Annotated in this window: 19 protein-coding genes; 15 read left to right on the top strand and 4 right to left on the bottom strand. The window is 67.9% G+C overall.

Translation table 11 applies throughout. The features are described 5' to 3' along the window. Positions 1-55: 55 nt before the first annotated feature. On the bottom strand, positions 56-1,564 hold the full coding sequence (locus ACWPOC_RS10575) for an adenylate/guanylate cyclase domain-containing protein (RefSeq protein ID WP_120280412.1): 1,509 nt from the start codon (positions 1,562-1,564) through the stop codon (positions 56-58). Positions 1,565-1,738: 174 nt separating this feature from the next. Between ACWPOC_RS10575 and macS the strand changes: the two genes are divergently transcribed. The 3 genes from macS to ACWPOC_RS10560 all read left to right on the top strand — a co-directional run bounded on the left by macS (position 1,739) and on the right by ACWPOC_RS10560 (position 4,306). Next, entirely contained in the window at positions 1,739-2,878 is a 1,140-nt protein-coding gene (gene macS / locus ACWPOC_RS10570) for a MacS family sensor histidine kinase (RefSeq protein ID WP_120280411.1), read from the top strand. Positions 2,879-2,941: 63 nt separating this feature from the next. Further along, positions 2,942-3,568 carry a response regulator gene (locus ACWPOC_RS10565; protein ID WP_120283689.1) on the top strand — a complete coding sequence of 209 codons (627 nt, stop codon included), beginning with the start codon at positions 2,942-2,944 and terminating at the stop codon, positions 3,566-3,568. A 63-nt stretch (positions 3,569-3,631) separates the two neighbouring features. Further along, positions 3,632-4,306 (top strand): DUF1707 SHOCT-like domain-containing protein, encoded by a 675-nt coding sequence (locus tag ACWPOC_RS10560; RefSeq protein ID WP_060650327.1) that lies wholly within the window; start codon positions 3,632-3,634, stop codon positions 4,304-4,306. A gap of 56 nt (positions 4,307-4,362) precedes the next feature. Here the strand turns inward: ACWPOC_RS10560 and ACWPOC_RS10555 are convergent, their stop codons facing one another. The 3 genes from ACWPOC_RS10555 to trmB are packed head-to-tail and all read right to left on the bottom strand — an operon-like array spanning position 4,363 to position 9,233. After that, positions 4,363-7,788 (bottom strand): MMPL family transporter, encoded by a 3,426-nt coding sequence (locus ACWPOC_RS10555; protein ID WP_120280410.1) that lies wholly within the window; start codon positions 7,786-7,788, stop codon positions 4,363-4,365. A 9-nt stretch (positions 7,789-7,797) separates the two neighbouring features. Then, positions 7,798-8,490 (bottom strand): NYN domain-containing protein, encoded by a 693-nt coding sequence (locus ACWPOC_RS10550; protein WP_026061641.1) that lies wholly within the window; start codon positions 8,488-8,490, stop codon positions 7,798-7,800. Continuing rightward, a complete protein-coding gene (gene trmB, locus ACWPOC_RS10545; RefSeq protein WP_120280409.1) occupies positions 8,487-9,233 on the bottom strand; it encodes a tRNA (guanosine(46)-N7)-methyltransferase TrmB in 747 nt (248 codons plus the stop codon). Before trmB ends, ACWPOC_RS10550 begins: the two co-directional genes overlap by 4 nt. Positions 9,234-9,368: 135 nt before the next feature. Here trmB and ACWPOC_RS10540 point away from each other — a divergent pair, with 135 nt between their 5' ends. The 12 genes from ACWPOC_RS10540 (at position 9,369) to ACWPOC_RS10485 (ending at position 22,324) form a co-directional block, all read left to right on the top strand. Next, positions 9,369-10,013, top strand: coding sequence for a hypothetical protein (locus ACWPOC_RS10540; RefSeq protein ID WP_120280408.1), 645 nt, complete (start codon positions 9,369-9,371; stop codon positions 10,011-10,013). Further along, on the top strand, positions 10,010-11,395 hold the full coding sequence (locus ACWPOC_RS10535) for a hypothetical protein (protein WP_120280407.1): 1,386 nt from the start codon (positions 10,010-10,012) through the stop codon (positions 11,393-11,395). The genes ACWPOC_RS10540 and ACWPOC_RS10535 overlap by 4 nt, the downstream gene beginning before the upstream one ends. A 38-nt stretch (positions 11,396-11,433) precedes the next feature. Continuing rightward, the gene (locus ACWPOC_RS10530; protein ID WP_120280406.1) at positions 11,434-11,811 is read left to right on the top strand and encodes a DUF6802 family protein; all 378 of its coding nucleotides are present in this window, start codon (positions 11,434-11,436) and stop codon (positions 11,809-11,811) included. 280 nt (positions 11,812-12,091) lie between these two features. Further along, entirely contained in the window at positions 12,092-13,924 is a 1,833-nt protein-coding gene (locus ACWPOC_RS10525) for a phosphoenolpyruvate carboxykinase (GTP) (protein ID WP_120280405.1), read from the top strand. A gap of 218 nt (positions 13,925-14,142) precedes the next feature. Further along, a complete protein-coding gene (locus tag ACWPOC_RS10520; RefSeq protein ID WP_120280404.1) occupies positions 14,143-14,820 on the top strand; it encodes an isochorismatase family cysteine hydrolase in 678 nt (225 codons plus the stop codon). Continuing rightward, on the top strand, positions 14,817-15,743 hold the full coding sequence (locus tag ACWPOC_RS10515; protein ID WP_455408592.1) for a polysaccharide deacetylase family protein: 927 nt from the start codon (positions 14,817-14,819) through the stop codon (positions 15,741-15,743). The genes ACWPOC_RS10520 and ACWPOC_RS10515 overlap by 4 nt, the downstream gene beginning before the upstream one ends. Next, a complete protein-coding gene (locus ACWPOC_RS10510) occupies positions 15,740-16,672 on the top strand; it encodes a hypothetical protein (protein WP_455408591.1) in 933 nt (310 codons plus the stop codon). Before ACWPOC_RS10515 ends, ACWPOC_RS10510 begins: the two co-directional genes overlap by 4 nt. Continuing rightward, entirely contained in the window at positions 16,561-18,108 is a 1,548-nt protein-coding gene (locus ACWPOC_RS10505) for an MFS transporter (protein WP_455408730.1), read from the top strand. Before ACWPOC_RS10510 ends, ACWPOC_RS10505 begins: the two co-directional genes overlap by 112 nt. 132 nt (positions 18,109-18,240) lie before the next feature. After that, complete coding sequence (locus ACWPOC_RS10500) at positions 18,241-19,317, top strand: class I SAM-dependent methyltransferase (RefSeq protein WP_455408590.1); 1,077 nt, start codon at positions 18,241-18,243, stop codon at positions 19,315-19,317. Further along, positions 19,314-19,619, top strand: a complete 306-nt coding sequence (locus ACWPOC_RS10495; RefSeq protein ID WP_455408589.1) for a hypothetical protein — start codon at positions 19,314-19,316, stop codon at positions 19,617-19,619. Before ACWPOC_RS10500 ends, ACWPOC_RS10495 begins: the two co-directional genes overlap by 4 nt. Positions 19,620-19,659: 40 nt before the next feature. After that, positions 19,660-21,198 carry an ABC transporter substrate-binding protein gene (locus ACWPOC_RS10490; protein WP_455408588.1) on the top strand — a complete coding sequence of 513 codons (1,539 nt, stop codon included), beginning with the start codon at positions 19,660-19,662 and terminating at the stop codon, positions 21,196-21,198. A gap of 34 nt (positions 21,199-21,232) precedes the next feature. Next, positions 21,233-22,324, top strand: a complete 1,092-nt coding sequence (locus ACWPOC_RS10485) for a class I SAM-dependent methyltransferase (RefSeq protein ID WP_455408587.1) — start codon at positions 21,233-21,235, stop codon at positions 22,322-22,324. The last annotated feature ends 1 nt before the right edge of the window (position 22,325 follow it).

Genomic DNA, 22,325 nt, shown 5'->3' with positions numbered 1-22,325 from the left:
CGAAGAGGGCGCTATGGCCGTTCCGCGTCGTTCGCGGGTCCTGCGGGACGGGCCGTCACTCGTCCGTCGAAGTGTTCGATTCGTCCGTCCCGTTCGCTTCTCCGGGGGCGCCGGGATAGCGCACGGGCCAGGCGAGATGGGTCATCCGCCGCCGGCCGCGCAGCTGCACCTCGTCGCCGAGTTCCCAGTGGCTGCGCTCCTCGTCGTCCGCGAAGTACAACGCGCTCGATGACGCGAGAACCCTGCTCGGACGCAGTTTCGCGAGCTCGGTCAGGCGCGAGGCCTCGTTGACCGGGTCGCCGATCACCGTGTACTCGAAGCGCTCCGCCGCGCCGATGTTGCCGGCCACCGCGAGTCCCGCCGACACGCCGATCCCGACATCGAGTCCGGTGATCTCGTCCAGAGCGAAACGCAGTTCGCGGGCCGCCGCGAGCGCCGCCGTGGGGGCGTCGGGCCGGTCGAGGGGAGCGCCGAAGATCACCAATGCCGCGTCGCCCATGAACTTGTTGACGAAGCCGTGATGGTGGTCGACCACCTCGACGACGACACGGAAGAACTCGTTGAGCAGTTCGACGACCTCGCTCGGCGGGCGCTCTGCGGCCGTCGCCGTCGAACCCACCATGTCGACGAACAGCACCGCGACGTAGCGCGTCTCACCACCGAGTTCGGTGCCGTACTGCAGGGCCCGGCGCGCGACGTCCTCGCCGACGTGCTGACCGAACAACTCCCGCAGACGTCGGCGTTCGTCGGACTCGGCCATCATGCGGTTGAAGCCGACCTGCAGGCGTCCGATCTCACTGCCGTCGAACACCTCGACCTGCACTCCCGAGGCGCCGCGCTGCACGCGTTCGATCGCCCAGCGCAACTGCTTGATCGGGTCGGAGATCTGCGCCGACGTCAGCAGTGACAACACGAGCGCGAGGCCGATCGACGTCACCGCGAGCGCGAGTACGGACAGGGCGAGCGCGTCGGCGTCGAAGTCGGTGTTGGCGCTCAACTGCGTCACGCACAGCAGCACGATCCCGGCGACCGGCATGAGCGTGCCCAGACCCCAGGTCATGGCCAGGCGCGTACCGACGCCGGGAGCCATCGTCCGGTCGAAGTTCCCCTCGCTCAGCGCCCGCGCGGCGACCGGCCGCAGGATGCGTTCACCGAGCATGTAGGTGAAACCGAAGGTGCTGGTCGCGGCCATTGCGACGGTAAGCGAGACCGCCACCGCGAGCGACGGCATCTCCTCGGCGGTGAGGAAGACGAAGAGCACGCCGCCGAGCAGCCACAGGCCGAGATGCACGATCGCCTGTCGCAGCGGGGCGTGCAGGGCCGCCATCTGTTCGGCCCGGGTGGGTGGGCCGCCGCGGAGTTGCCACCGCACGACCGAGCGCAGCGTGATCGCCGCGGCGCCGAGGCTCACGATCCCGGCGAAGACCAGGTACACCGCGAAGACCGCGAAGTTGCGGACCCGATCCGCGATGATGGCGTCGGTCTCGGCGATCGGGATGCCGTATCGGACGAAGGCGAACACGAGCATCGCACCGAACAGGTTCGACGCACCCATGGAGACCATGTAGAGCGGCCAACGACTCCGCAAGGTGGCGGCGACAGCTCGGTACGACCTCAGCACGACTTCAAATCAAACCACTGTGCGGACGGTCACAGGATGGGGCGGTCACCGTTGGGGGCGAGGAGTGGTTGGATTCACTCGCCCCAGCCATTGTGACGAAAGGTGCGAAACGTACACATGAGGCCGTCTCCGACCGGTCCGGATGCGGATGCGCCCCTGTGGCGGGCCGCCCAGGTCTTCCGGCTCGTGACCGTCGCATACGCGGTGGGATCGCAGTTCTCGACCGTCGTGAACTACACCCGTCCGGGGCTGTCGTGGTTCTTCGTCGGAGTGCTCGTGACGTGGTCGCTCGTCTCGGCGGTGCTGCTCTCCCGCGAGGCACGACTGAGGCGCACGGTCACCGTGGTGGACCAGATCCTCGCCGTCGCGTTGATGGCGGCGACCCGGCTGGTCGCCGACCACGACTGGTACAGCAACCACCAGACCATGCCCACCACGCTGTGGGTCGCCAACGCCGTGCTGTCGGCCGCGATCCTCGGCGGTCCGCTCACCGGCATCGGCTCGGCGCTGCTGATGTCCGTCGTCAGCGCGGTCGTGCGCGACCAGATCAACCTCGACCTGTGGCGGGACGCGACGGCGCCCGTGCTCGTCGCGTGCGGTGTGGCGATGGGTTTCGCCACCACCACCGCGCGCAGTGCGCACCGGCAACTCGAGCAGGCCGTGCGCGTGGCAGCGGCCACCGAGGAACGGGACCGGCTCGCCCGGCAGGTGCACGACGGCGTGCTCCAGGTGCTCGCGCTCGTGCAACGGCGCGGACTCGAGCTGGGCGGCGATGCGACGGAACTCGCCGAGCTGGCACGGGAGCAGGAGGCTGCGTTGCGGCAGCTGATCTCCGAGCAGGACACCGACGTCGACCGCGGCGGTGAGAGCGCCGACCTCACCGCCCTCGTCCGGGCCCGGGCCGGGACCGGTGCGACGGTGTCCGCGCCCGCCGACCCGATCATGATCCCGCGGGATCGAGCGGAGGAGCTCGCGGCGCTCACGACGGCGGCGCTGTCGAACACGCAACTGCACGCCGGTGCCGGTGCCGCCGCCTACATCCTCCTCGAGGACCTCGGCGACGAGATCGTGCTCAGCATCCGGGACGACGGCGTCGGGATCGAACCGGGCAGACTCGACGAAGCTCGCGAACAGGGACGCATGGGGGTGTCCAAGTCGATCGTCGGGCGAGCGAAATGGCTCGGCGGCGTCGCACTGCTCGACAGCGACGTAGGCGAAGGAACCGAATGGGAGATCCGGGTACCGAAGGGGGAATGAGTGGCCGAGATCAGCGCGGAAACACACGGGAACACCACGGAGGAACGCGGCACCGTCAGCGTGATGGTGGTCGACGACCACCCGATCTGGCGCAACGCCGTCGGACGTGACCTCGAGGAGGCCGGGTTCACCGTCGTCGCCGAGGCCGACGGTGTCGCGAGCGCCGCGCGTCGCGCCGCGGTCGTCCGTCCCGACGTCGTGCTCATGGACATGGCGATGCCCGACGGCACCGGCACCGAGGCGACCCGCGCGGTCCTCGAGGTCTCTCCGGACAGCCGGGTGCTGGTCTTGTCGGCGTCCTCCGAACGCGACGACGTGCTCGGCGCGATCAAGGCGGGCGCGTCCGGCTATCTCGTGAAGAGCGCCTCGGTGCACGAACTCGTCGATGCCGTTCTCGCGACCGCACGCGGACAGGCCGTCTTCACCCCCGGCCTGGCCGGGCTCGTGCTCGGCGAGTACCGCCGGATGTCGAACGACGTCGCCGACCGGAGACCCCCACCGACGCTCACGGGCCGGGAGACCGAAGTGCTGCGTCTCGTCGCGAAAGGGTTGTCGGCGAAACAGATCGCAGCGCGACTGACGCTCAGCCACCGCACGGTGGAGAACCACGTCCAGGCGACGCTGCGCAAACTGCAGCTCGCCAACCGCGTCGAACTCACCCGCTACGTCATCGAACAGGGCCTCGAATAGCGCCCTGCACAGTGGCCCGGACGACTTCGGAGGCATACCGTTCGTCCCGTTAAGCTCGGGGGCATGGAACCGAAGGATCTGCGGGTGTCGGACGCCGAACGCGAGCACGTCGGCGAACTTCTGCAGCGGGCGGTCGGGCAGGGAATGCTCTCGCTCGGGGAGTTCACCGAACGGATGGACACCGTCCTCGCGGCCAAGACCCGAGGCGACCTGAACCAGGTGCTCGTCGACCTACCCGGTATCCAGATCCGGCCCGAGTTCCAGGAACAGAATCTGCCGGGTATGTCGCAGGCGCACTACCCCGCGCCGAGTGCGGCCGGCTACCCGGCGCCGAGTGCAGCTGCATTCCCCGCGACCGGCCAGGGCGCTCCTCTCGTGATCAAGGGCCGTGTCTCCGGCATCGAACGCAAGGGTCGCTGGCACGTGCCGCCCACCATCGTCCTCGACACCGTCGCGTCCTCCGTGACCCTCGACTTCACCGAGGCGGTGATGCAGACGCAGGTCGTGCGGATCGACGTGAGCGACTACCTCAGCTCGATCAACATCGTGCTCCCCGCCGAGGCCACGGCCGACGTCAACGGCGTCGAGAACGTCGCGTCGAGCGTGTCGTCGAAGGTGCGCGGCGGAGCGCCGTACGGGCCGCTGCACGTCGTGGTGACGGGCAAGGTCCGCGGCGGGAGTTTCAACGTCACCCATCCGCTGTCCACGCGGCTGCGGAAGTTCTTCAACGGCAGCTGACCCGGAAACACCCGAGGCGACCCGCTCTGCGGGTCGCCTCGAGTTCGTTCGGGAGATCAGTCGCGACGCTGCCGGGCGATCAGCTCACTGACGCTGATCGAACGACCGCTGTCGGGACCGTGGCGTCCCCGCCTCCGCGACTCCGCGTCGTTCTGCTCCGGCTGCGATTCGTCCGCCCGCGCTTCCGGCCGCTCGCCGGCCGGGCTGGACGGCTGCTCCGGACCACGGGACCGGGAGGGTAGAGGCGGACGGGGACCGTTCTGTGTCGACGGCTGCATGCCCTGTGTCGGCGGCAGCATGCCCTGCGTGGGCGGCTGCTGAGTACCCGGCACGGGCGGCCGGGCAGGTCCCTGCGCCGGAGGTCGCGGTGCCTCCGATGTCGGGGGACGCTGCGAGTCCGGTGCCGAAGGTCGCTGGGGCTCCGGTGCCGAAGGTCGCTGGGGCTCCGGTGCCGAAGGTCGCTGGGGCTCTGGCGCCGAGGGTCGCTGCGTTCCGGCGGCCGAGGGGCGCGGTGCGCCGGAAGTGGGCCTCGACCGCTGGGCCGAAGACTCCCCGCCGGGCGACGTGCGGCGCAACTGGGACAACCAGTTCTCGATCGCCTGCGGATCCCGTCCACGACCGGTGCCGGGCCCGCTCGGCCGCGGAGCCTGGGCACCGGGCAGAGCCTCCGCATCGCCCGGGGCAGCGGGCGGCCGGACGAAGGACTGCGGCAACGGCGGCGGAACCTCCCCCCGCTGACGGCGGGGGAGCGGAGGCACCGACGACGGCGACGACGGGTCGGACGCACCACGCTGTGCCTGATCGAGCGCACCGCGCTGCGTGACATCGCGCTGCGGCATCTCGGGGGCACGACGTTCGGGCTTCTCCGGGACACCCTTCTCCGGGACACCGCGCCCCGGAAGAGCCGAGCCGTTGCGCTCGTCCACCGGCGGCCGATCCTCCGGGCGACGACGCGGCTCCGGGACCGGACGCGACGGACGCCCCGGACCCGTACCGGGCTGCACCGGACGGCTCGCCGGCATCGGACGCCCGGCTGCCGGCGGCACCCGTTCGCCGTTCCGCGGAGCAGCAGGGGGACGACCGGATGCGGGCGCGGCCGGACGGACCGAAGGACGGCCCGGGGCCTGCCGTCGCACCGGCGGCGGCGTGAGATCGCGGAGCTTGCGCTGTTCGGCGGCAGGCCTCGGCGGAGCGATCTTGGGCAACGGCTGCGTGAGGTCGGAGCCGCCCTCGAAGGCGCCTGTCGGGAAGCGGTGCGCGCCCGTGGCCGCGACCGTCGCCGGACCGAACATGCCGACGGTGATGAGCTCGGGAACGTCCTCGGGCATCAGTTCGTCAGCGAGGATCGGTTCGCCCAGGCCGATCTTCTCCTGGACCCGCTTCATCCACGCCGGGGCCCACCAGCAGTCGTCGCCGAGCAGCTTCATCACGGCGGGCACGAGGAACATGCGGATGACGGTCGCGTCGATGATCAGCGCGGCGATCATGCCGAACGCGATGTACTTCATCATCACCAGCTCCGAGAACCCGAAGGCACCGGTGACGACGATGAGGATCAAGGCGGCCGCGGTGATGATGCGACCGGTGTGGGCGGTACCGATACGGATCGACTCGGTGGTGCTCGCCCCCAACGATCTCGCCTCGACCATTCTGGAGAGCAGGAACACCTCGTAGTCGGTCGACAGGCCGTACACGATCGCGATGATCAGCACGAGCACCGGCGACATGATCGGTCCCGGGGTGAAGTTGAGCAGATCGGCGCCGTTGCCGTCGATGAAGATCCAGGTGAGGATGCCCAGCGTCGAACCCAGGCCCAGGGCGCTCATCAACACGGCCTTGACCGGCAGCACGAGCGAGCCGAACGCCAGGAACATCAGCAACGTCGTCAACAGCACGACGACCACGACCATCAGCGGCAGGGTCTCGAGCAGGGCGGCGATGGAGTCCTGCTCGATCGCCGGGGTGCCGCCGACGAGCACTTCGACACCTTCGGGCCATTCGGCCGCGTGCAGGTACTCGATGGTGTCGGCGGACTCGTTGCGGTCGGTCAGACCGGCCTTGAGCACGCGGACGCCGTCCTTCGCGGGGCCGGTGATCTGGAACTTCTCGACGAGGCCGGGAGCCTCGCTGGCCGTCGTGATGATCTTGTTGAGATCGCCGCCCTCGGCACCGCGGACGACGAGCTTGACCGGCTCGGCGCGCTGGCCGGGGAACAGTTCGTCGAAGGTCTCCTGCGCGACGCGCGTGGGGTGTTCGGGCGGCAGGTAGGTCTCGTTGATGCCGCCGAACTTGATGCCGGTCAGCGGCATGATGAGCAGCAGCAGACCGATGACCGTCGGGATGGTCACCTTCATCGGGTTGACCATCACCCAGCGGCAGAGGCGGCCGAGGAAACTGTTCTCGACCTGCTCGTTCGACTGGATCTGCCCGAAGCGTTTCATGCCGAACTTGTCGATGCGCCGGCCGAGGATGCTCAGGATGGCGGGCAGGATCGTGATCGACAGCAGGGCGGCCAGCGAAACCGCCGAGATCGCGCCGTAGGCGACCGACTTGAGGAAGCCCTGCGGGAAGAGCACGAGGCCACCGAGGCTGGTGACGACCATCGTCGCCGAGAACACCACCGTGCGACCTGCGGTGATGACGGTGCGTCGCACCGCCGCCGGGGTGTCGTAGCCCTCGGCGAGTTCCTCACGGAAACGCGACACCATGAACAGGCCGTAGTCGATCGCCAGGCCGAGACCGATCAGTGAGACGACCGGTGCGACGAACGAGTTGACCTCGGTGAAGTTGGTGATCAACCGGACGATGCCGTTCGCCGCGACGATCGTGAGACCACCGGTGATCAGCGGGAGAGCGGCCGCGACGACACCGCCGAAGACGAAGAACAGCAGGATGCCGACGGCGGGGATCGCGAGGATCTCCATGCGCTTGATGTCGTTGGCCATCGTGTCGTTCAGCGCGCCGGAGATCGGCTGCAGACCGGCGAGCTGCACGTCGACGCCGTCGATGTAGAAGGCGTCCTTGACCTCGCGGAAGTTGCCGGTCAGCTCCGTGTCGTCCTCGCCGGCGATGGCGATCGACGCGATCGCGTGCTGGCGCGACGGGTCGGCCAGCGTCGGCAGCGACGGTGCGTTGTCCGTGGGCCAGTACGCACCGTTGATCTTGAGGATTTCGTCGGGGTGCTCGGCGACCAGCGAGTTCAGGCTGTCGGTGATCTTCGCGGAGAACGCGGGATCGTCGACCGTGCTGCCCTCGGGCGCCGTGTACAGCACCAGCACGTCGCCCGCGGTGTCGCGGCCGAAGGTGCCGTCGGCGAGCTTGGCGGCGGCGACGGACTCCGAACCGGGATCGTCCCAGCCGCTCTGGCTGAGGTGATCGTTCAGGCTCAGCCCGTACCCGGCGAGCGCGAGCAACCCCGCGACCATCACCGCAATGACGGTGAAGCGCGCGCGGTAGACGAGCTCTCCCCAACGGTCGAACACGTAAGTCTCCTATTCGGCGACGCTCTTGCGCCCCACCAGGAGAGCAGAAAGCGGTCGGAACGGCTGCAGCCAGGCACCCTCGTCGGGCAGCGATTCCAGGCTGACGCGGGGCAGCGGTTCGCGGAACACACCGGGAATGTCCTCGAGATCGAGGAACTCGATGATCTCGGAGGTCACCGCCCAGCTGGCGTGCTCGCGGAAACCGAGCACCTGGGTCGCGATGCCCTCCTGAGCGAGCCTCTCGAGGGGTTCACGGAACGCCTGCCCGTCGGCGGAGGCCACCATGACGCCGGCGAGACCCTCCCGGTGCCTCAGCTCGATGTGGTTCAGCATGTCGGAGTCGACATCGCTGTCCTCGTCGATTTTCGGCTTGGCGAACACCGCGAAGCCCACATTACGCAGGGCCTCGACCCAGGGGCGGACGACGTCCGCGCTGCCGGGGGCGATGTTGGTGAACACCGTGGCCTCGGGTTCGAGGGTCGCGGAGTGCAGACGCGACAGTTCGGCGGTGCGCCCGAGCAGCCATCGGCCGAGAGCGTCGAAGCGCGGACGGTAGGCGGCGGTGGGCCGGCCGCCGAGGATCGCGCCGAGGCCCATGTCGAGGTTGGGTGCGTCCCAGACGAGCAGGACCTTACGGACCGGCTCGACGCCGTCGATCGCGGAGGAATCGGTCACGCCGGGAAGCTCTTCATGGACACTCATGCTCCGATCTTCCCCCAGACGAACTCGTTGATCGCGCTACCCACCTGGTGTGCCTTGTCCTCGAACTTGGTGACGGGGCGTTCGAGGCTGATCGGGGAGGTGCCGGTGAAGCGGGCGAGGCGCGGTTCGGCATCGCCCACCTCGGCGATGGCCTCGGCGTAATCGGCGTGGTCGGTGGCCACGTGCAGCACTCCACCAGGCTTCAACCGGTCGGCGATCAGGGCGAACGTCGGGGCCTGCAAGAGCCGGCGCTTGTGGTGACGGGCCTTGGGCCACGGATCCGGGAAGAAGACCCGCACGCCGGTGAGCGACTCGGTGGTCAGCATCTTCTCGAGCACCTCGACGGCGTCGCCGCGCAGGATCCGCAGGTTCCGGATCGGCGCGTCGGTGTCGTAGCTGCGTTCGATGTTCTGCAGTGTCTGGGCGATGCCGGGCTTGTAGACCTCCACGGCGATGAGGTTCACCTGAGGCTCGGCCTGGGCCATGGCGACCGCGGCGGTTCCCGTTCCGGATCCGATCTCGAGGACGAGGGGCGCGGAGCGGCCGAACCATGCGTCGACGTCGAGCGGTTCGTCGCCGACCTCCTTACCGAGTTCGGGCCAACGACGGTCCCAGCACTGCTGCTGAGGGTCGGTCAGCGATCCACGGCGGGACCGGAAACTCGTCACCCTGGGGTACAGGCGGTTCCCGCGGGTCGGGCGCTCGTCGAGCGTCTCGGTGGTGTGCTGATCGGCTTCGTTCACCCGTCCATTGTCGCGTATTCCGAGAGTGTGTGGCGGGAGTGACCTGAGTGGCCACAGTGTTTTCTCAGGGAAGCATTCGTTCGGCTGCCTGTCAGCGGTCTCTCTGCGACAATCTCCGCCGACGATCGGGGGATCATGACGGGGGAGTTGTGGCACCACCTCGCCGCGCAGGTCGAACAACTGGATGCGCAGGCAGGGCGGTTGATTCGCAGGGCGCTGGCCGAGCATGCGGCCGCGCTGCGGGTGCAGGTCGTGGGGCGGCCCGGAACCGGCCGGGAGTGCGTCGAGGCGCAGGTACGCGAACTGCTGCTCCGCAGGGTCGATATCGAGGGTGGGGAAGTAGACGCGGCCGTGGCCGGAGTGGCAGTGGACACGCCGGACGGTCCCGATCCGGTCCTCGACGGTGACCTCGTCGTTTACGTCGTGCCGCGTCGTCTCGACCCGGCCGTCGCCCATCCGGCCGACCGCGCCGCGCTGGCGGCCGTCGATCCTCGTCGCCTCGTCCTCGTGGTGACGGGCGGGACGGATGACACCGAGTGCGCTCTCGTCGCGCGTGCGACGGAGGTGCCGCCGGATCAGGTGGTCGCCGTCCACGACGACGCGCGGCTCGCGGAACCGCTCGCCGCGCGTGCGGCCGTGGTCCGCCGCCTACGCGACGAGGAGCTCGCCCGGGTCGTGGCGGGTGTCCCGGCTGCACCGCAGGCGCGCGAACTCGTCGAACAGACCCTCGACCTGATCGGGCTGGGCCCGATGGAGTCCGTCGCCGCAGGACCGCAGTGACACCGCCGAGCGGACTCGTGGATCCGGCCGACGACGTCCTGCGCCGATGGAACCCGCGCGGATGGATGGGACTGCACGGGCCGGCCGCGACCGGCGTGCGGGTCGTCGGAGTGCCCGGTTCCGGCGCCGGCACGCTGGCAGCAGAGCTACGACATCTGGGCGGGCCGGACATCACGGACGAGGGCCGCGCCGTCACTCTCGTGGTGCTCGACCCGTCGGCGACGATCGGCCGCACCGAACTGGACCTCGTGCGCGCGGCGGCAGCCGAGTCGATCGAGGTCGTCTGTGCGTTGACGGGCATCGACCGCTTCCCCGACTGGCGTGCGGTGCGCGACGCCGACGTCGAGATCCTGCAGCGGCACGCGTCCTGGTTGCCGCGGGTCGTGATCCTGCCCGTGAGCGCCGCAGCCGCGCGGCGGGCACGCGAACTCGAAGACGACGCGAGCGAGGCGGTCCGGCAGACCCTGTTCACCGCGTCCGGACTCGTCGAACTGCGGGACGTCCTGGCCGCGACGGTCCGGTCGTCGCACGACCCGCGACGAGCACGAGCAGCGGTCGTCGCCGCCACCCGGCCGATGATCGAGGAGGAGATCGGGCGCCTGAGCGCGGAGGACGAGGAAGGCGACCTGCGTGCGGAGCGCTCCCGCCTCATCGCCGCAGCACCACCCGCGACCTCCGGTCCCGACCTGCGCCGGCTGCAGGTGACGCTGTTGCAGGAGGTCGCGATGCGCGTGCGGGCGGCGTCCACCGCTGCGGGCGAGGTGCTCGAGACCGCGGACGCGGATGCGGTGGTCACGACGATCGACGCCCACGTCGACGACCTGTGCGCGCGGCTCACCGACGAGACGGCCAGGATCGCACCGGGCACGCCGGCGCCGGAACCCACGCGCACGGCCCGCCCACCGCAGACCGCGCGGTCGATGGAGGACACGCTGACGGTGGTCTTCGGTGCGTCGGCAGGTGCCGGTCTCGGCAGACTGCTCCTCACCCCGTTCGGGGACCTGCCGGGCTGGATGTCGCTGGTGGTCGCGATCGCGTGCGCGGTCCCGGCGGCCGGATGGCTGATACGGATCCGCAGGCGCATCGCCTACCGCGACCGGATGCGGCGGTGGATCGCCGACGAGCTCGCGACCGTACGGGCGGAACTCGACACCTGGATCCGCACCCGCATCCACGAGACGGAACTGCAGTCCACCGCGCTCGCGGTCGCCGCGCGCGACCGGCACGCGACCCGCGTGCGTGAGCGCGTCGCCGCGATCGACGTGGAGATCACCCGTCGCCGTGGCGAGCGGCGTGCCCGCATCGCCGCGTGCGAACGCGACCTGGCGGCACTCGGACACATCCCGGAACCGCAGGGTGCCGGGGTGCGTCCAACCGGATAGGAGCGATCCGGCGGGTGCCGGGTCGGAAAGGGGAGACGATGGCCGAATTCGCCGGCTCGGGTGGCGCACCCCAGCCGTTCACCGATCCGTTCGATCCGTCCGGGTTCGATCCGGCCGAGGTGGCCGCCTGGGCCGACGCGCTCGCCCCGACCACGGACCTCGACGGTGACGGCGCTGCCGAGACGGTCGTCGCCGATACCGAGCGCTGGGGGGTCGGTGGCGACTGGGGCGACGGCCTGGTGGTGGCCACCGACACCGATCTCGACGGCAGCAGCGACCGCCTGTCGGTGATCGCGGACGACGGCCGTTACGGCGTGTGGGAATACTGTCGCGAGCTCGACGGATCGGGTCGGTGGAGCCGACTGGACACAGGTAGCCTTGAATACGACGTACACCACGGAGAAGAGTCGAAGTGATTCATATCCGGCTGCGCAGCAGGGGGAGGGGACGGTATTGTGCGCAAGTTCTGAATCGTTTCTGTGAGATTTCCGACCGGCCCCGAGTGACGCCGGTCTGCATTCCGACGTTAACCTCTATGAAAAGGACATCCGGCGCCTACTTCGCCTGTTCGGCCACGGACGAAGTAGGTGGTACCCCTGCCGAGAGGGGCAAGCCCGGGTCTGCCATCGTCCGCACAGAAGAACGTGCAGGTCGGAGGTGGGATCCCGGTTCCGGGCACACCCCAGGAGAGTTTTGATGACCTCAGCGACCATTCCCGGTTTGAACGGTACCGACGACAAGCTCCCGACCCAGCATGCCGAGTTGCTTGCCTGGGTCCAGGAGATTGCCGAGCTCACCCAGCCCGATCGTGTCGTATGGGCCGACGGATCCGATGAGGAATGGGACCGTCTGACCTCTCAGCTGGTCGAGGCCGGCACCTTCACGCGTCTGAACGACGAGAAGAAGCCGAACTCGTTCCTGGCCAATTCCGATCCGTCGGACGTCGCACGCGTCGAGTCGCGCACCTTCATCTGCTCGAAGAACGAGATCGACGCGGGCCCGACCAACAACTGGGTCGACCCCGACGAGATGCGCGCCACGATGACCGAGCTGTACCGCGGCAGCATGCGCGGACGCACCCTCTTCGTCGTGCCCTTCTGCATGGGCCCGCTCGGTGCCGAGGACCCGAAGCTCGGCGTCGAGCTGACCGACTCGGAGTACGTCGTCGTCTCGATGCGCATCATGACCCGCATGGGCAGCGCGGCGCTCGAGAAGCTCGGCACCGACCGTCCGTTCGTCAAGGCGTTGCACTCCGTGGGTGCGCCGCTCGAGGCCGGTCAGCAGGATGTCCCGTGGCCGTGCAACGACACGAAGTACATCACCCACTTCCCCGAGACCCGTGAGATCTGGAGCTTCGGCTCCGGCTACGGCGGCAACGCCCTGCTCGGCAAGAAGTGCTACTCGCTGCGCATCGCGTCGGCCATGGCCCACGACGAGGGCTGGCTGGCCGAGCACATGCTGATCCTCAAGCTGATCTCGCCCGAGGACAAGGCCTACTACATCGCCGCGGCGTTCCCGTCGGCCTGTGGCAAGACCAACCTCGCGATGATCCAGCCGACCATCCCGGGCTGGCGTGCCGAGACCCTCGGTGACGACATCGCGTGGATGCGTTTCGGCAAGGACGGCCGCCTCTACGCCGTCAACCCCGAGTTCGGTTTCTTCGGTGTCGCGCCGGGCACCAGCGCCGACTCGAACCCGAACGCGATGGCGACCATCGAGGCCGGCAACACCATCTACACCAACGTCGCGAAGACCGACGACGGCGACATCTGGTGGGAGGGCATCGGCGGCGAGACCCCGGCGCACCTCACCGACTGGCTGGGCAACGACTGGACCCCCGAGTCCGGCACCAACGCCGCGCACCCGAACTCGCGCTACTGCACCCCGATGTCGCAGTGCCCGATCCTCGCCCCCGAGTGGGACGACCCGCAGGGTGTGCCGATCTCCGCGATCCTGTTCGGTGGCCGCCGCAAGACGACGGTGCCCCTCGTCAGCGAGTCCTTCGACTGGCAGCACGGCACCTTCCTCGGCGCGACCCTGTCGTCCGAGCAGACCGCCGCGGCGGAGGGCAAGGTCGGTAGCGTCCGTCGCGACCCGATGGCCATGCTGCCCTTCCTCGGCTACAACGCCGGCGACTACCTGAACCACTGGATCACGCTCGGCAAGAACGCCGACGAGGACAAGCTGCCGAAGATCTTCTACGTCAACTGGTTCCGTCGCGGCGACGACGGCCGCTTCCTGTGGCCCGGCTTCGGCGAGAACTCGCGCGTGCTCAAGTGGATCGTCGACCGCATCGAGCACAAGGCCGGCGCGCAGTCCACGCCGATCGGCTACGTGCCCACTGCGAACGATCTGACCCTCGACGGTCTCGATGTCGATCCCGCCGACGTCGACGAGGCCCTGAAGGTCGACGTCGAGGAGTGGAAGGCCGAAATCGACGGCATTGCCGAGTGGTTCGAGTTCCTCGGTGAGAAGGTGCCTTCGGGCATCCGCGACGAGTTCGAGGCCCTCAAGCAGCGCTTGGGCTGAGTCCCGGCGTAAGTGCCACGTGTGCCGCCTCCGATTTCGGTCGGGGGCGGCACACGTATTTCTGGAGATCGATTGGATTTCCACAATGTGGTTGAGCTCTGCAAGGTAAATGCCACATTGCGATTACTTGTAACAATTGATTCACATTATGGATTTACGATTCCCGCATGATGGTTTCACGAGCGTGACGCTCGGACAGCCACAGATGCGAGGAAATCATGACCGTCGATTGGAACGAAGAAGTAGCCGGCATCCGTGCCCTGCGCGCGGCGAGGACTCGGATCGGGACCGGTGAGAACCCGGCCGTCGTCGTAGTGGACTTCCAGAAGGCGTTCACTCAGCACGAGAAGTGCGGATCCACCGCGCTCGACGCCGTCACCCACACAGCCGAACTGCTCGACGCCGCGCGCGCAGCGAACGTGCCCGTGGTCTTCCTCGTGGTGATCCTCGATTCCCTCGACGATCGGATGCTCGCCCAGCGGGTGCGGTCGAGCCTGACCGAGGTGTGTGAGCGAGGCAATCCCTGGACCGAGATGCACCCGCTGCTCCCGGTCTCCGAGACCGACCACGTCGTCGAGAAGACGGTGGCGAGCGGCTTCTACGAGACCCGGCTCCACGATCTGCTGCAGTCGCTCGGTGTCGACGAGATCATCGTGACCGGCACCAGCACGAGCGGCTGCGTCCGGGCCACCGTGGTCGACGCCGCCTACCGGAACTACCGGGTGAGCGTCGTCGAGGAGTGCGTCGACGACTTCCGCACCCTGTCCGGCGAGGTGGCCCTGTGGGACATGCAGGACCGCTACGCCGACATCGTGACCAAGGACGAGACGATGGAGCGCCTCGCAGCGCGGGCCCGGGCACGCGCCGCGCACGCCGTCACGGGACGATCGTCGTGATCTCGTCCAACGAACGCCTCGTCTACAGTCCCATCACCGACAGACCGCGTGTCACCTGGCCGGGTGGGAAGACCGTTGCCGTCTGGCACGCTCCGAACGTCGAGCACTACGACTTCGTCGCGCCCGGTGGGGGCGGGCCCACCGGTCGCGCGCCCAGCCCCGATCCCCAGCACTACTTCCACCGGGAATTCGGTAACCGCGTGGGCTTCTGGCGCATGTTGCGCGCGATCGACGAATACGACATCCCCACCACTGCCTCGCTCTCGCTGGTGATCCTCGAGGAGTTCCCCGAGATCCGGGATGCGATGGCGCAGAGGAACTGGGAGATCATGAGCCACGGCATCTCCAATCTGCGACCGCTGTTCGGTCTCGACGCCGAGCAGGAGAGCGAGTTCTACCGGCTCAACCAGTCTCTCGCGCAGAAGTATTGGGGAAAGCCCATCAAAGGCATGCTCGGCCCTCGGGTTTCGGGTACCGATGCCACCTGCGATCTCATGGCCGAGCACGGGATGATCTACCACGCGGACTGGATCCACGACGAGCAACCACGGCCGCTGCGGACGTCCGGCGACCGCAAACTGGTGTCGATCCCGTACAGCTTCATGCTCAACGACTTCCCGATCGTCACCACGCGCAATCACACCGGGCGGTTCTTCGCCGATCAGGCCAAGGCTCAGGTGAGCCGCCTGCTGCGCGATGCCGAGGACGACGGTCAGGCGCGCGTGACATGTGTCGCCACCCATCCGTTCGTCTCGGGGCAACCGCACATGATCCGGTACATCGAGGAGATCTTCGACTATCTGCGCAGCGATCCGCGAATCTGGATCGCCACCGCCGAGGAGATCAGCGAGTACTACATCGAACACTTCTACGACGAGCAGGTCGCACACGCCGCCGCTCGCGCCGGCGAGGTTCCCGCATGACGACATCGAACGCTGCAAAACTGATCGACAATCCCTCCGACGCCGTGGTTTTCGCCCCGGACGTCACGATCACCTACGACGGATTCCGGCCGCCGCTCGAACTGCCTCCTGGTAAGAAGCTGGCGGTGGGTCTGGTGCTCCACGCGCCGTACTATCAGGACGCACTCGGGGCGGGCGATTTCGGCCCCGGATACATCGCCGGAGGTGTGGGCCGCGAAGCGAATCCCCCGAAAGGTCAGGTGGCCCGGCTGTCCCAGTGGGATTTCGGGCTCACGGTCGGAATCTTCCGGCTGCTGTCCATCGCGGAGAAGCACGGCGTCCCGGCCGCGGTCGCTCTCGACAAGTACGGAGTGAGCCGGATGCCGGGACTGGCGCGCGCCGTCGCACCACGTGCCGCCGAGATCGTCTGCCGTGGCCGTGCTGCGACTCTCGTGCTGAGTCCGCAGATGACCGAAGAGCAGGAGCGGACCTACATCCGGGAATCGAAGGCGGCCGTCGAAACCGCCGTCGGTTCGGCCGTGACCGGATGGTTCTCCCCGGAACGCTGCCAGTCACAGAGGACTCCGCGACTGCTCGCCGAGGAAGGATTCGCCTGGTTCGGCGACTGGCCCGCGGACGAACGTCCCGTCCCGCTCGAAGGTGGCGCGACCGGACTCACGGCGGTGCCGCTCGGTCTGGAGACCGAGGACATGTTCGCGATGTACACGCGGAACCTGCCGTACCTGTCGTACGAGGAACTCGTCCACGACACGGTCGACCGACTCGTCGCCGATGCGGATATCGTCGGCGGCAGGTTCCTCGGACTGAACTGGTTCGGCTGGGTTCTGGGTCAGGCCTGCTACGCCGACGTCGCCGATCGCCTGCTCGGCGAGCTCGCCGCCCGCGACGAGGTGCTGTTCCTGACCCCCGCTCAGGCGGCGGAACTCTGAGCGCCCCGGCGACGGGGCGAGCAGCGACACGAACGGCGGGGCAGGGGGAGTCCCTGCCCCGTTCGCTTGCGTTCGCACTCGGCTCGGGAACGGTACTGCAAGGGTTCAACTCCGCTCTCATCGCGGTGGCGCTGGTGTCCATCGCACAACACTTCGGTGATTCGTCGTCGTTACCGTGGTTGATCTCGTCGATGTACATCGCCGCAGCGGTCGGGGCTCCGGTCGCCGGTCGTCTCTGCGATGTCTTCGGTGCACGTCGCGTCTATCTCTGGGGTCTGGCGATCGTTGCGGTCGCCACCCTCGCCGGGCCGTTCATGCCGTCGACGGGGTGGTTGATCGCGGACCGGGTGCTGTTGGGTCTCGGCTCGTCCGCCCAGTTCCCGGCCGCGATGGCACTCATCCGCCGGATCGCGGCCGAACGGAAGGCTGCGCCGGCCTCCGCGCTGGGCGTGATCGCCGTGTGCGGTCAGACCAGCGCCGCCCTCGGGCCGGCACTCGGCGGCCTCGTGGTCGCGGCGATGGGATGGCAGGGGATCTTCTGGATCAACGTTCCCCTGCTTCTGAATTCGGTGTGGTGGGTGTGGTCGGCGGTGCCTCCGGATCCGCCACGGACCGACCGGCCCGGCATCGTACGTACGCTGCGCGAGCTGGACCCACTCGGTGTACTGCTGTTCGTCGCCACGTTGGTGAGCATGCTGGTGTTCCTGATCGAACTTCCCGAGCGCGCCCTCTGGCCGCTGCTGGTGGTGACGATCGCGGCGGCCGGCGCGTTCGTCCTGCGGGAGTGGTACGCCCGCACGCCTTTCGTCGATGTCCGGCTCCTGGTCAGGTATCCGGCGTTGTCCCTGACGTGTCTGCGGGGCATGGCCACCTTCACCGCCTTCTATTGCGTGTTCTACGGAATGCCCGTGTGGTTCGAGGCCGGTCGCGGCCTCGGCCCTCTGGTGTCGGGCCTGCTCATGTTTCCGGTCTTCGGGGTCGGGGTGCTCGGGACGATGGCCGCGACGAGGTTGTCGAAACGCCTGTCGCCGCGGTGGCTGCTGCTCATCGGGTCCACCGCACTCCTCGTCGCCGGTGCGATGATGGCCGGCATGCTCGACGCGAGAAGCCCGATCTGGCTGCTCGTGCTGGTCGGAGTCCTGCTCGGAATACCGAACGGTTTCAACAATCTCGGCAATCAGCTCAGTCTGCACGAATCCGTCCCGACTTCTCATGCCGGAAGCATCAGCGGGGTGTATCGCACCGCGCAGTTCGTCGGAGCGAACTTCTCCGCGGTGATCGTCGCGTTCACCATGGCCGCCGGCTCCGGTGACGGTGCCACAGCTCTGTCGCTGACCGCTCTGGGCCTGGTGGTGGGGGGGACAGGGTTCGCTCTGTGCATCGGCAACATGGTCGCGCTCGGGCTCGGCAGGCTCCGCTCACCGAATCCGGTGTGACCTGCGCAAAAGCAGTTATTGCGTAGAAGTAAACATTAAGTCTCGGATGTTCGCCTCTGCCATATGGTGCGGTAGAACTATCCACATAGCGGCAATCAGGTCCGCAGCATCATTCTCGTTCGGAGGAACCCAGTGGATATTCGGCTTCGGCAAGCCCATCGGGCAGGACTGGAATTCCTCGGCTCCACACAGAAATTCACCGGTGGCGTCCTTCAGGCGACCGCGCGGCGCGAGTACGACGACGCGGTGCCGGTGCCCCCCACAGGTCTCGACGAACGCAGAGCCTCGGTGACGCAGGCACTCGCCGACTCGCCGACATGGGCGTTCGACCGATTTCTCACCCGGTGGGTAGCCGAGGAAGTGTACGTACGCGCACTTCCCGCAGTGGAGAGCATCCGCCCTGTCGTCGAGGCGTGGCTCGCTTCACCGCCGTCGGGCCGGCAACTCGTCGAGGACCCCGACGTCGTACCACCGGCGTACTGGGAGAACGAATTCCACCTCACGCCGGGAGGATGGAACGGGCACGACCTCATGGGCCCGGCCATCACGGAGCTCGTCTTCCACTACGTTCTCGTCCCGGGTGGCGTCGGCGCGGTCCGGACGGGTCAGGCGCGCAAGGACCATCGGGCCACCGTCGCAGAGGCCGCACATCGCGAGTCCTACCGTCACATCGTCGAATTCGGTGCTTCCAGTGGGCGTTACACCTTCGCCCTGACGAAGGCCTATCCGGGATCATCCGTGACGGCAGTCGATCTCGCTGTGAGCTCGTTGCGACACGGGATCGCCACCGCGCATGCCCGGGGCATCGACGGTATCGAGTGGCGGCACGCCGACATCGAGCGCACCGGACTCCCTGACGGCACAGCCGATCTCGTCACCATGTTCTCGCTCTTCCACGAGGTCCCCGACACCGGCGCCGAGGCCGTCCTCGCCGAGGCGTTCCGTCTGCTCGAGCCGGGTGGTGAGTTCCTGCTCGGCGAGGTCGCGCCCTACGACCGGCACTCGGCCTTCGACGCCGTGGTCCTCGACTGGGAGACCGAGAACCGGGGTGAACCGTACTGGCGTGAAGCTCTGAGGCGAGATCTCGTGGGAATGCTCGAGCGGGCCGGATTCGTCGACGTGACCTCCTACGGTGCCAACGGAGGTGTCTTCCCGTGGATCACCCACGCCGTCAAACCCGACCGACCGCAACAGGATCGAACGACATGACAGTCAATCCCGCCGCTCCCCGACCGAACTACCTCCCCGAGGACCGCCTCGACGATCTCGCCCGCGTCGTCTCGGAACTCACCTCACAGCTCTGGATTCTCAAGGACCGCACCATCCTTCTGGAGAAGATGCTCGCCGAGGCCGGAGTCGTCGACCCGGCCCGGCTCGACGGGTATCTGCCCGATGCCGAGACAGCTGCAGTGCTCGCCACCGAACGCGATGCGTACGTCTCCCGTGTCTTCGGCGCAGTCCTCGACCATCACGAACGAGTGGACCGTGCTCTCGGCAACGTCGCCGGATGACGACCCGCACTTCACCTCTCACACCCCTCAGGAACGTGACATGACCGCTATCATCCCCGCCCCCCTCCGCCGGAGGACACGCCGGATCGCCACTGCCGGAGTCTCTCTCGCTCTGTCCGCCGCGCTGCTCTCGGCGTGCGCCCCGGGTACCGATTCCGCTTCCGGCGGTGCCGCCGCGGCCGACACCATCGTCGTCGGCTCGACCATCTCGATCCGCGCGCTCAACCCCCTCGACATGCAGTACCAGACGGCTCAGTACAACGCCTTCGAATCCCTGGTGCGCATCATCGGCGGCAGCGACCCGGAGCCGGGACTGGCCACCGAATGGAACCGCGTCGACGACACCACCTGGGACTTCACGCTCCGCGAGGGCGTGACCTTCCACGACGGAACGCCGCTGACGGTCGACGACGTCGTCTTCTCGTTCACCGAGATCCTCGAGGAATCCTTCGTCACGGCCAGCGTGCTCACCGGTATCGACGCCGTGACCGCGCTCGACGACTCGACGGTCCGGATCACCACCAAGGGTCCGGATGCGTTGCTGCTCAACGCGGTCGGCCAGGTGTCGATCGTTCCGAAAGCTCTCTACGAACAGCTCGGACCCGACGGCTTCGCAGCCGCCCCTGTGGGTACCGGCCCGTACAGGATCGGCGAGTTCGACCTCAACACCGGCGTGATGTTCCACGCCTACGAGGGGTACTGGGGTGAGGCGCCGAAGACCCCGAACATCGACCTTCGCTATTTCAGTGATCCCACCTCGCTCGCGTCTGCCCTGGAATCCGGCCAGGTCGACGTCGCGCACCAACTCGGTATCCAGGCGATCAAGACGGTGGGTACGAACCCGAACTTCGTTCTCACCAACGAGTTCGGTGGTAGCCAGAACATGATGCAGTTCAATTCGGTTTCCGGTCCGTTCGCCGACGAGCGCGTCCGCGAGGCGGCCAATGCGGCGATCAACATCGACGAGCTCATCGAGGCGCTGACCTACGGCGCGGGCCAGAAGGAGGACGGCCAGCTCCCGCTCGAGGCGATCAACGGGTATACCGACACGATCACCCGTCCCGCCTACGATCCGGAGAAGGCGAAGCGTCTGCTCGCCGAGGCCGGTGCCGAAGGGGCGCAGATCAAGCTTGCCGGCCTGAGCATGTACAAGTCGCTGCTCGAAGCCGTCGGTGCACAGCTGGCGGAAGTGGGCTTCGCACCGACGGTCGAAACCCTCGAGATCGCCGTGTGGTCGCAGCAGCTGCGTGAGGGCAGCAGTGCCGACATTTTCTACAAGGGCCTGGGCTATGTCGGTATGTACGACGCGGACCGCCCGTTCTCCCAGCTCGCCCGTGGCTCCGCCCCGATGGTCGCCGATCCGGCCTGGGATGCGCTGTACCAGGCGACCCGCACCGAACTCGACGAGGACGAGCGGAGGAAGACGATCGCCGAGGCGAGCGAGTACGTCCACGACAAGGACTTCGTCCTGTGGACCTATTCCAGCCCGAGCATCGGCGCGACGACGACCTCGATCTCCGGCATGGACTTCACCTCGGGCCTGATGGTGCTGTTCGACGACGCGGTCAAGACGTCCTGACCCGCCCGTCGCCCCGACCGAGAAAGGCACAACGATGACGACCACCCGATCCATCGTCGACGACCCCGTCCCCAGCCGTACGAAGGGCGAACTCGTCGACCAGCGTGGGCGGGCCGAACTGGAATTCGTCCGTACCATCACCACCGCCTCGTCGGGTCTTCGCGCGAAGGTGCGGCAGGATCTCGAAGCCTCGGGTGTCCTGCCGGCCGTGGTCACCGACATCGCAGCGATCCGTGCGGCGGCGGACCCGATCGCCGAGGCGTCCGCCTCCTACCGATTCTCGTCGGCAGCACGCCGATGGACCCGGACCGTCACGACACCGCGTGCGACGGACGCCTTCGAGCGGCGTCGTAGTGTGCTCGAGCCGCTGGCCGTACCCGCCTCGGCGTCGGTCACCGAAGCGGACGGGAAGACCGCACCGCGCTACTGGAACTACGAGTTCCACGGCACCACCGGCGGTTGGGACGGGCACGAGCACATGGGGTTCGTCCACCACGAACTCGTCTACCACTACCTGCTCACCAAGGTCTACGGCGGGAACGGCGACATCTTCGCGCAACGGGCCGCCTTCGCCCGCGATGCTCCGGCCGAAACGTACACCGACATCGTCGATCTCGGGTGCGGCACAGGCCAGTACACCCTGAAACTCGCGGAGGCCTACCCCGGCGCGTCGATCACGGGCGTGGACCTGTCCCGGGCAGAACTTACCTACGCCGCGCGGCGGGCCGAGGATGCCGGAGCGACCGTGGAGTTCCGTCGTGCACCCGCGGAGGACACCGGTCTTCCCGGTGCGTCTGCAGACCTGGTGACCTCGTTCATCCTGCTCCACGAGATACCCCCGCACGCGGTCCGAGCAGTGTTTGCCGAGGCGTTCCGGCTGCTCCGACCGGGCGGGCACGTCCACTTCGCCGACGTCGGCCGCTACGACCGTCGCCCCGCCTACCAGGCATGGAACGACGACTGGGATGCCGAACACGGCAACGAACCGTGGTGGCGCACCTCCGCGACCCTCGATCTCCTCGAGGTGGCGGAACAGGCCGGTTTCGTCGACGTCGAACAGTTCGAACTCGCACCGGGTTTCCATCCCATGGGAACCACGGCGCGCAAGCCCTCGATCCAGGAGTAAC

This window comes from Rhodococcus sp. 5G237 (assembly GCF_053764735.1).
This window is presented reverse-complemented; position numbering and strand designations above follow the sequence as displayed.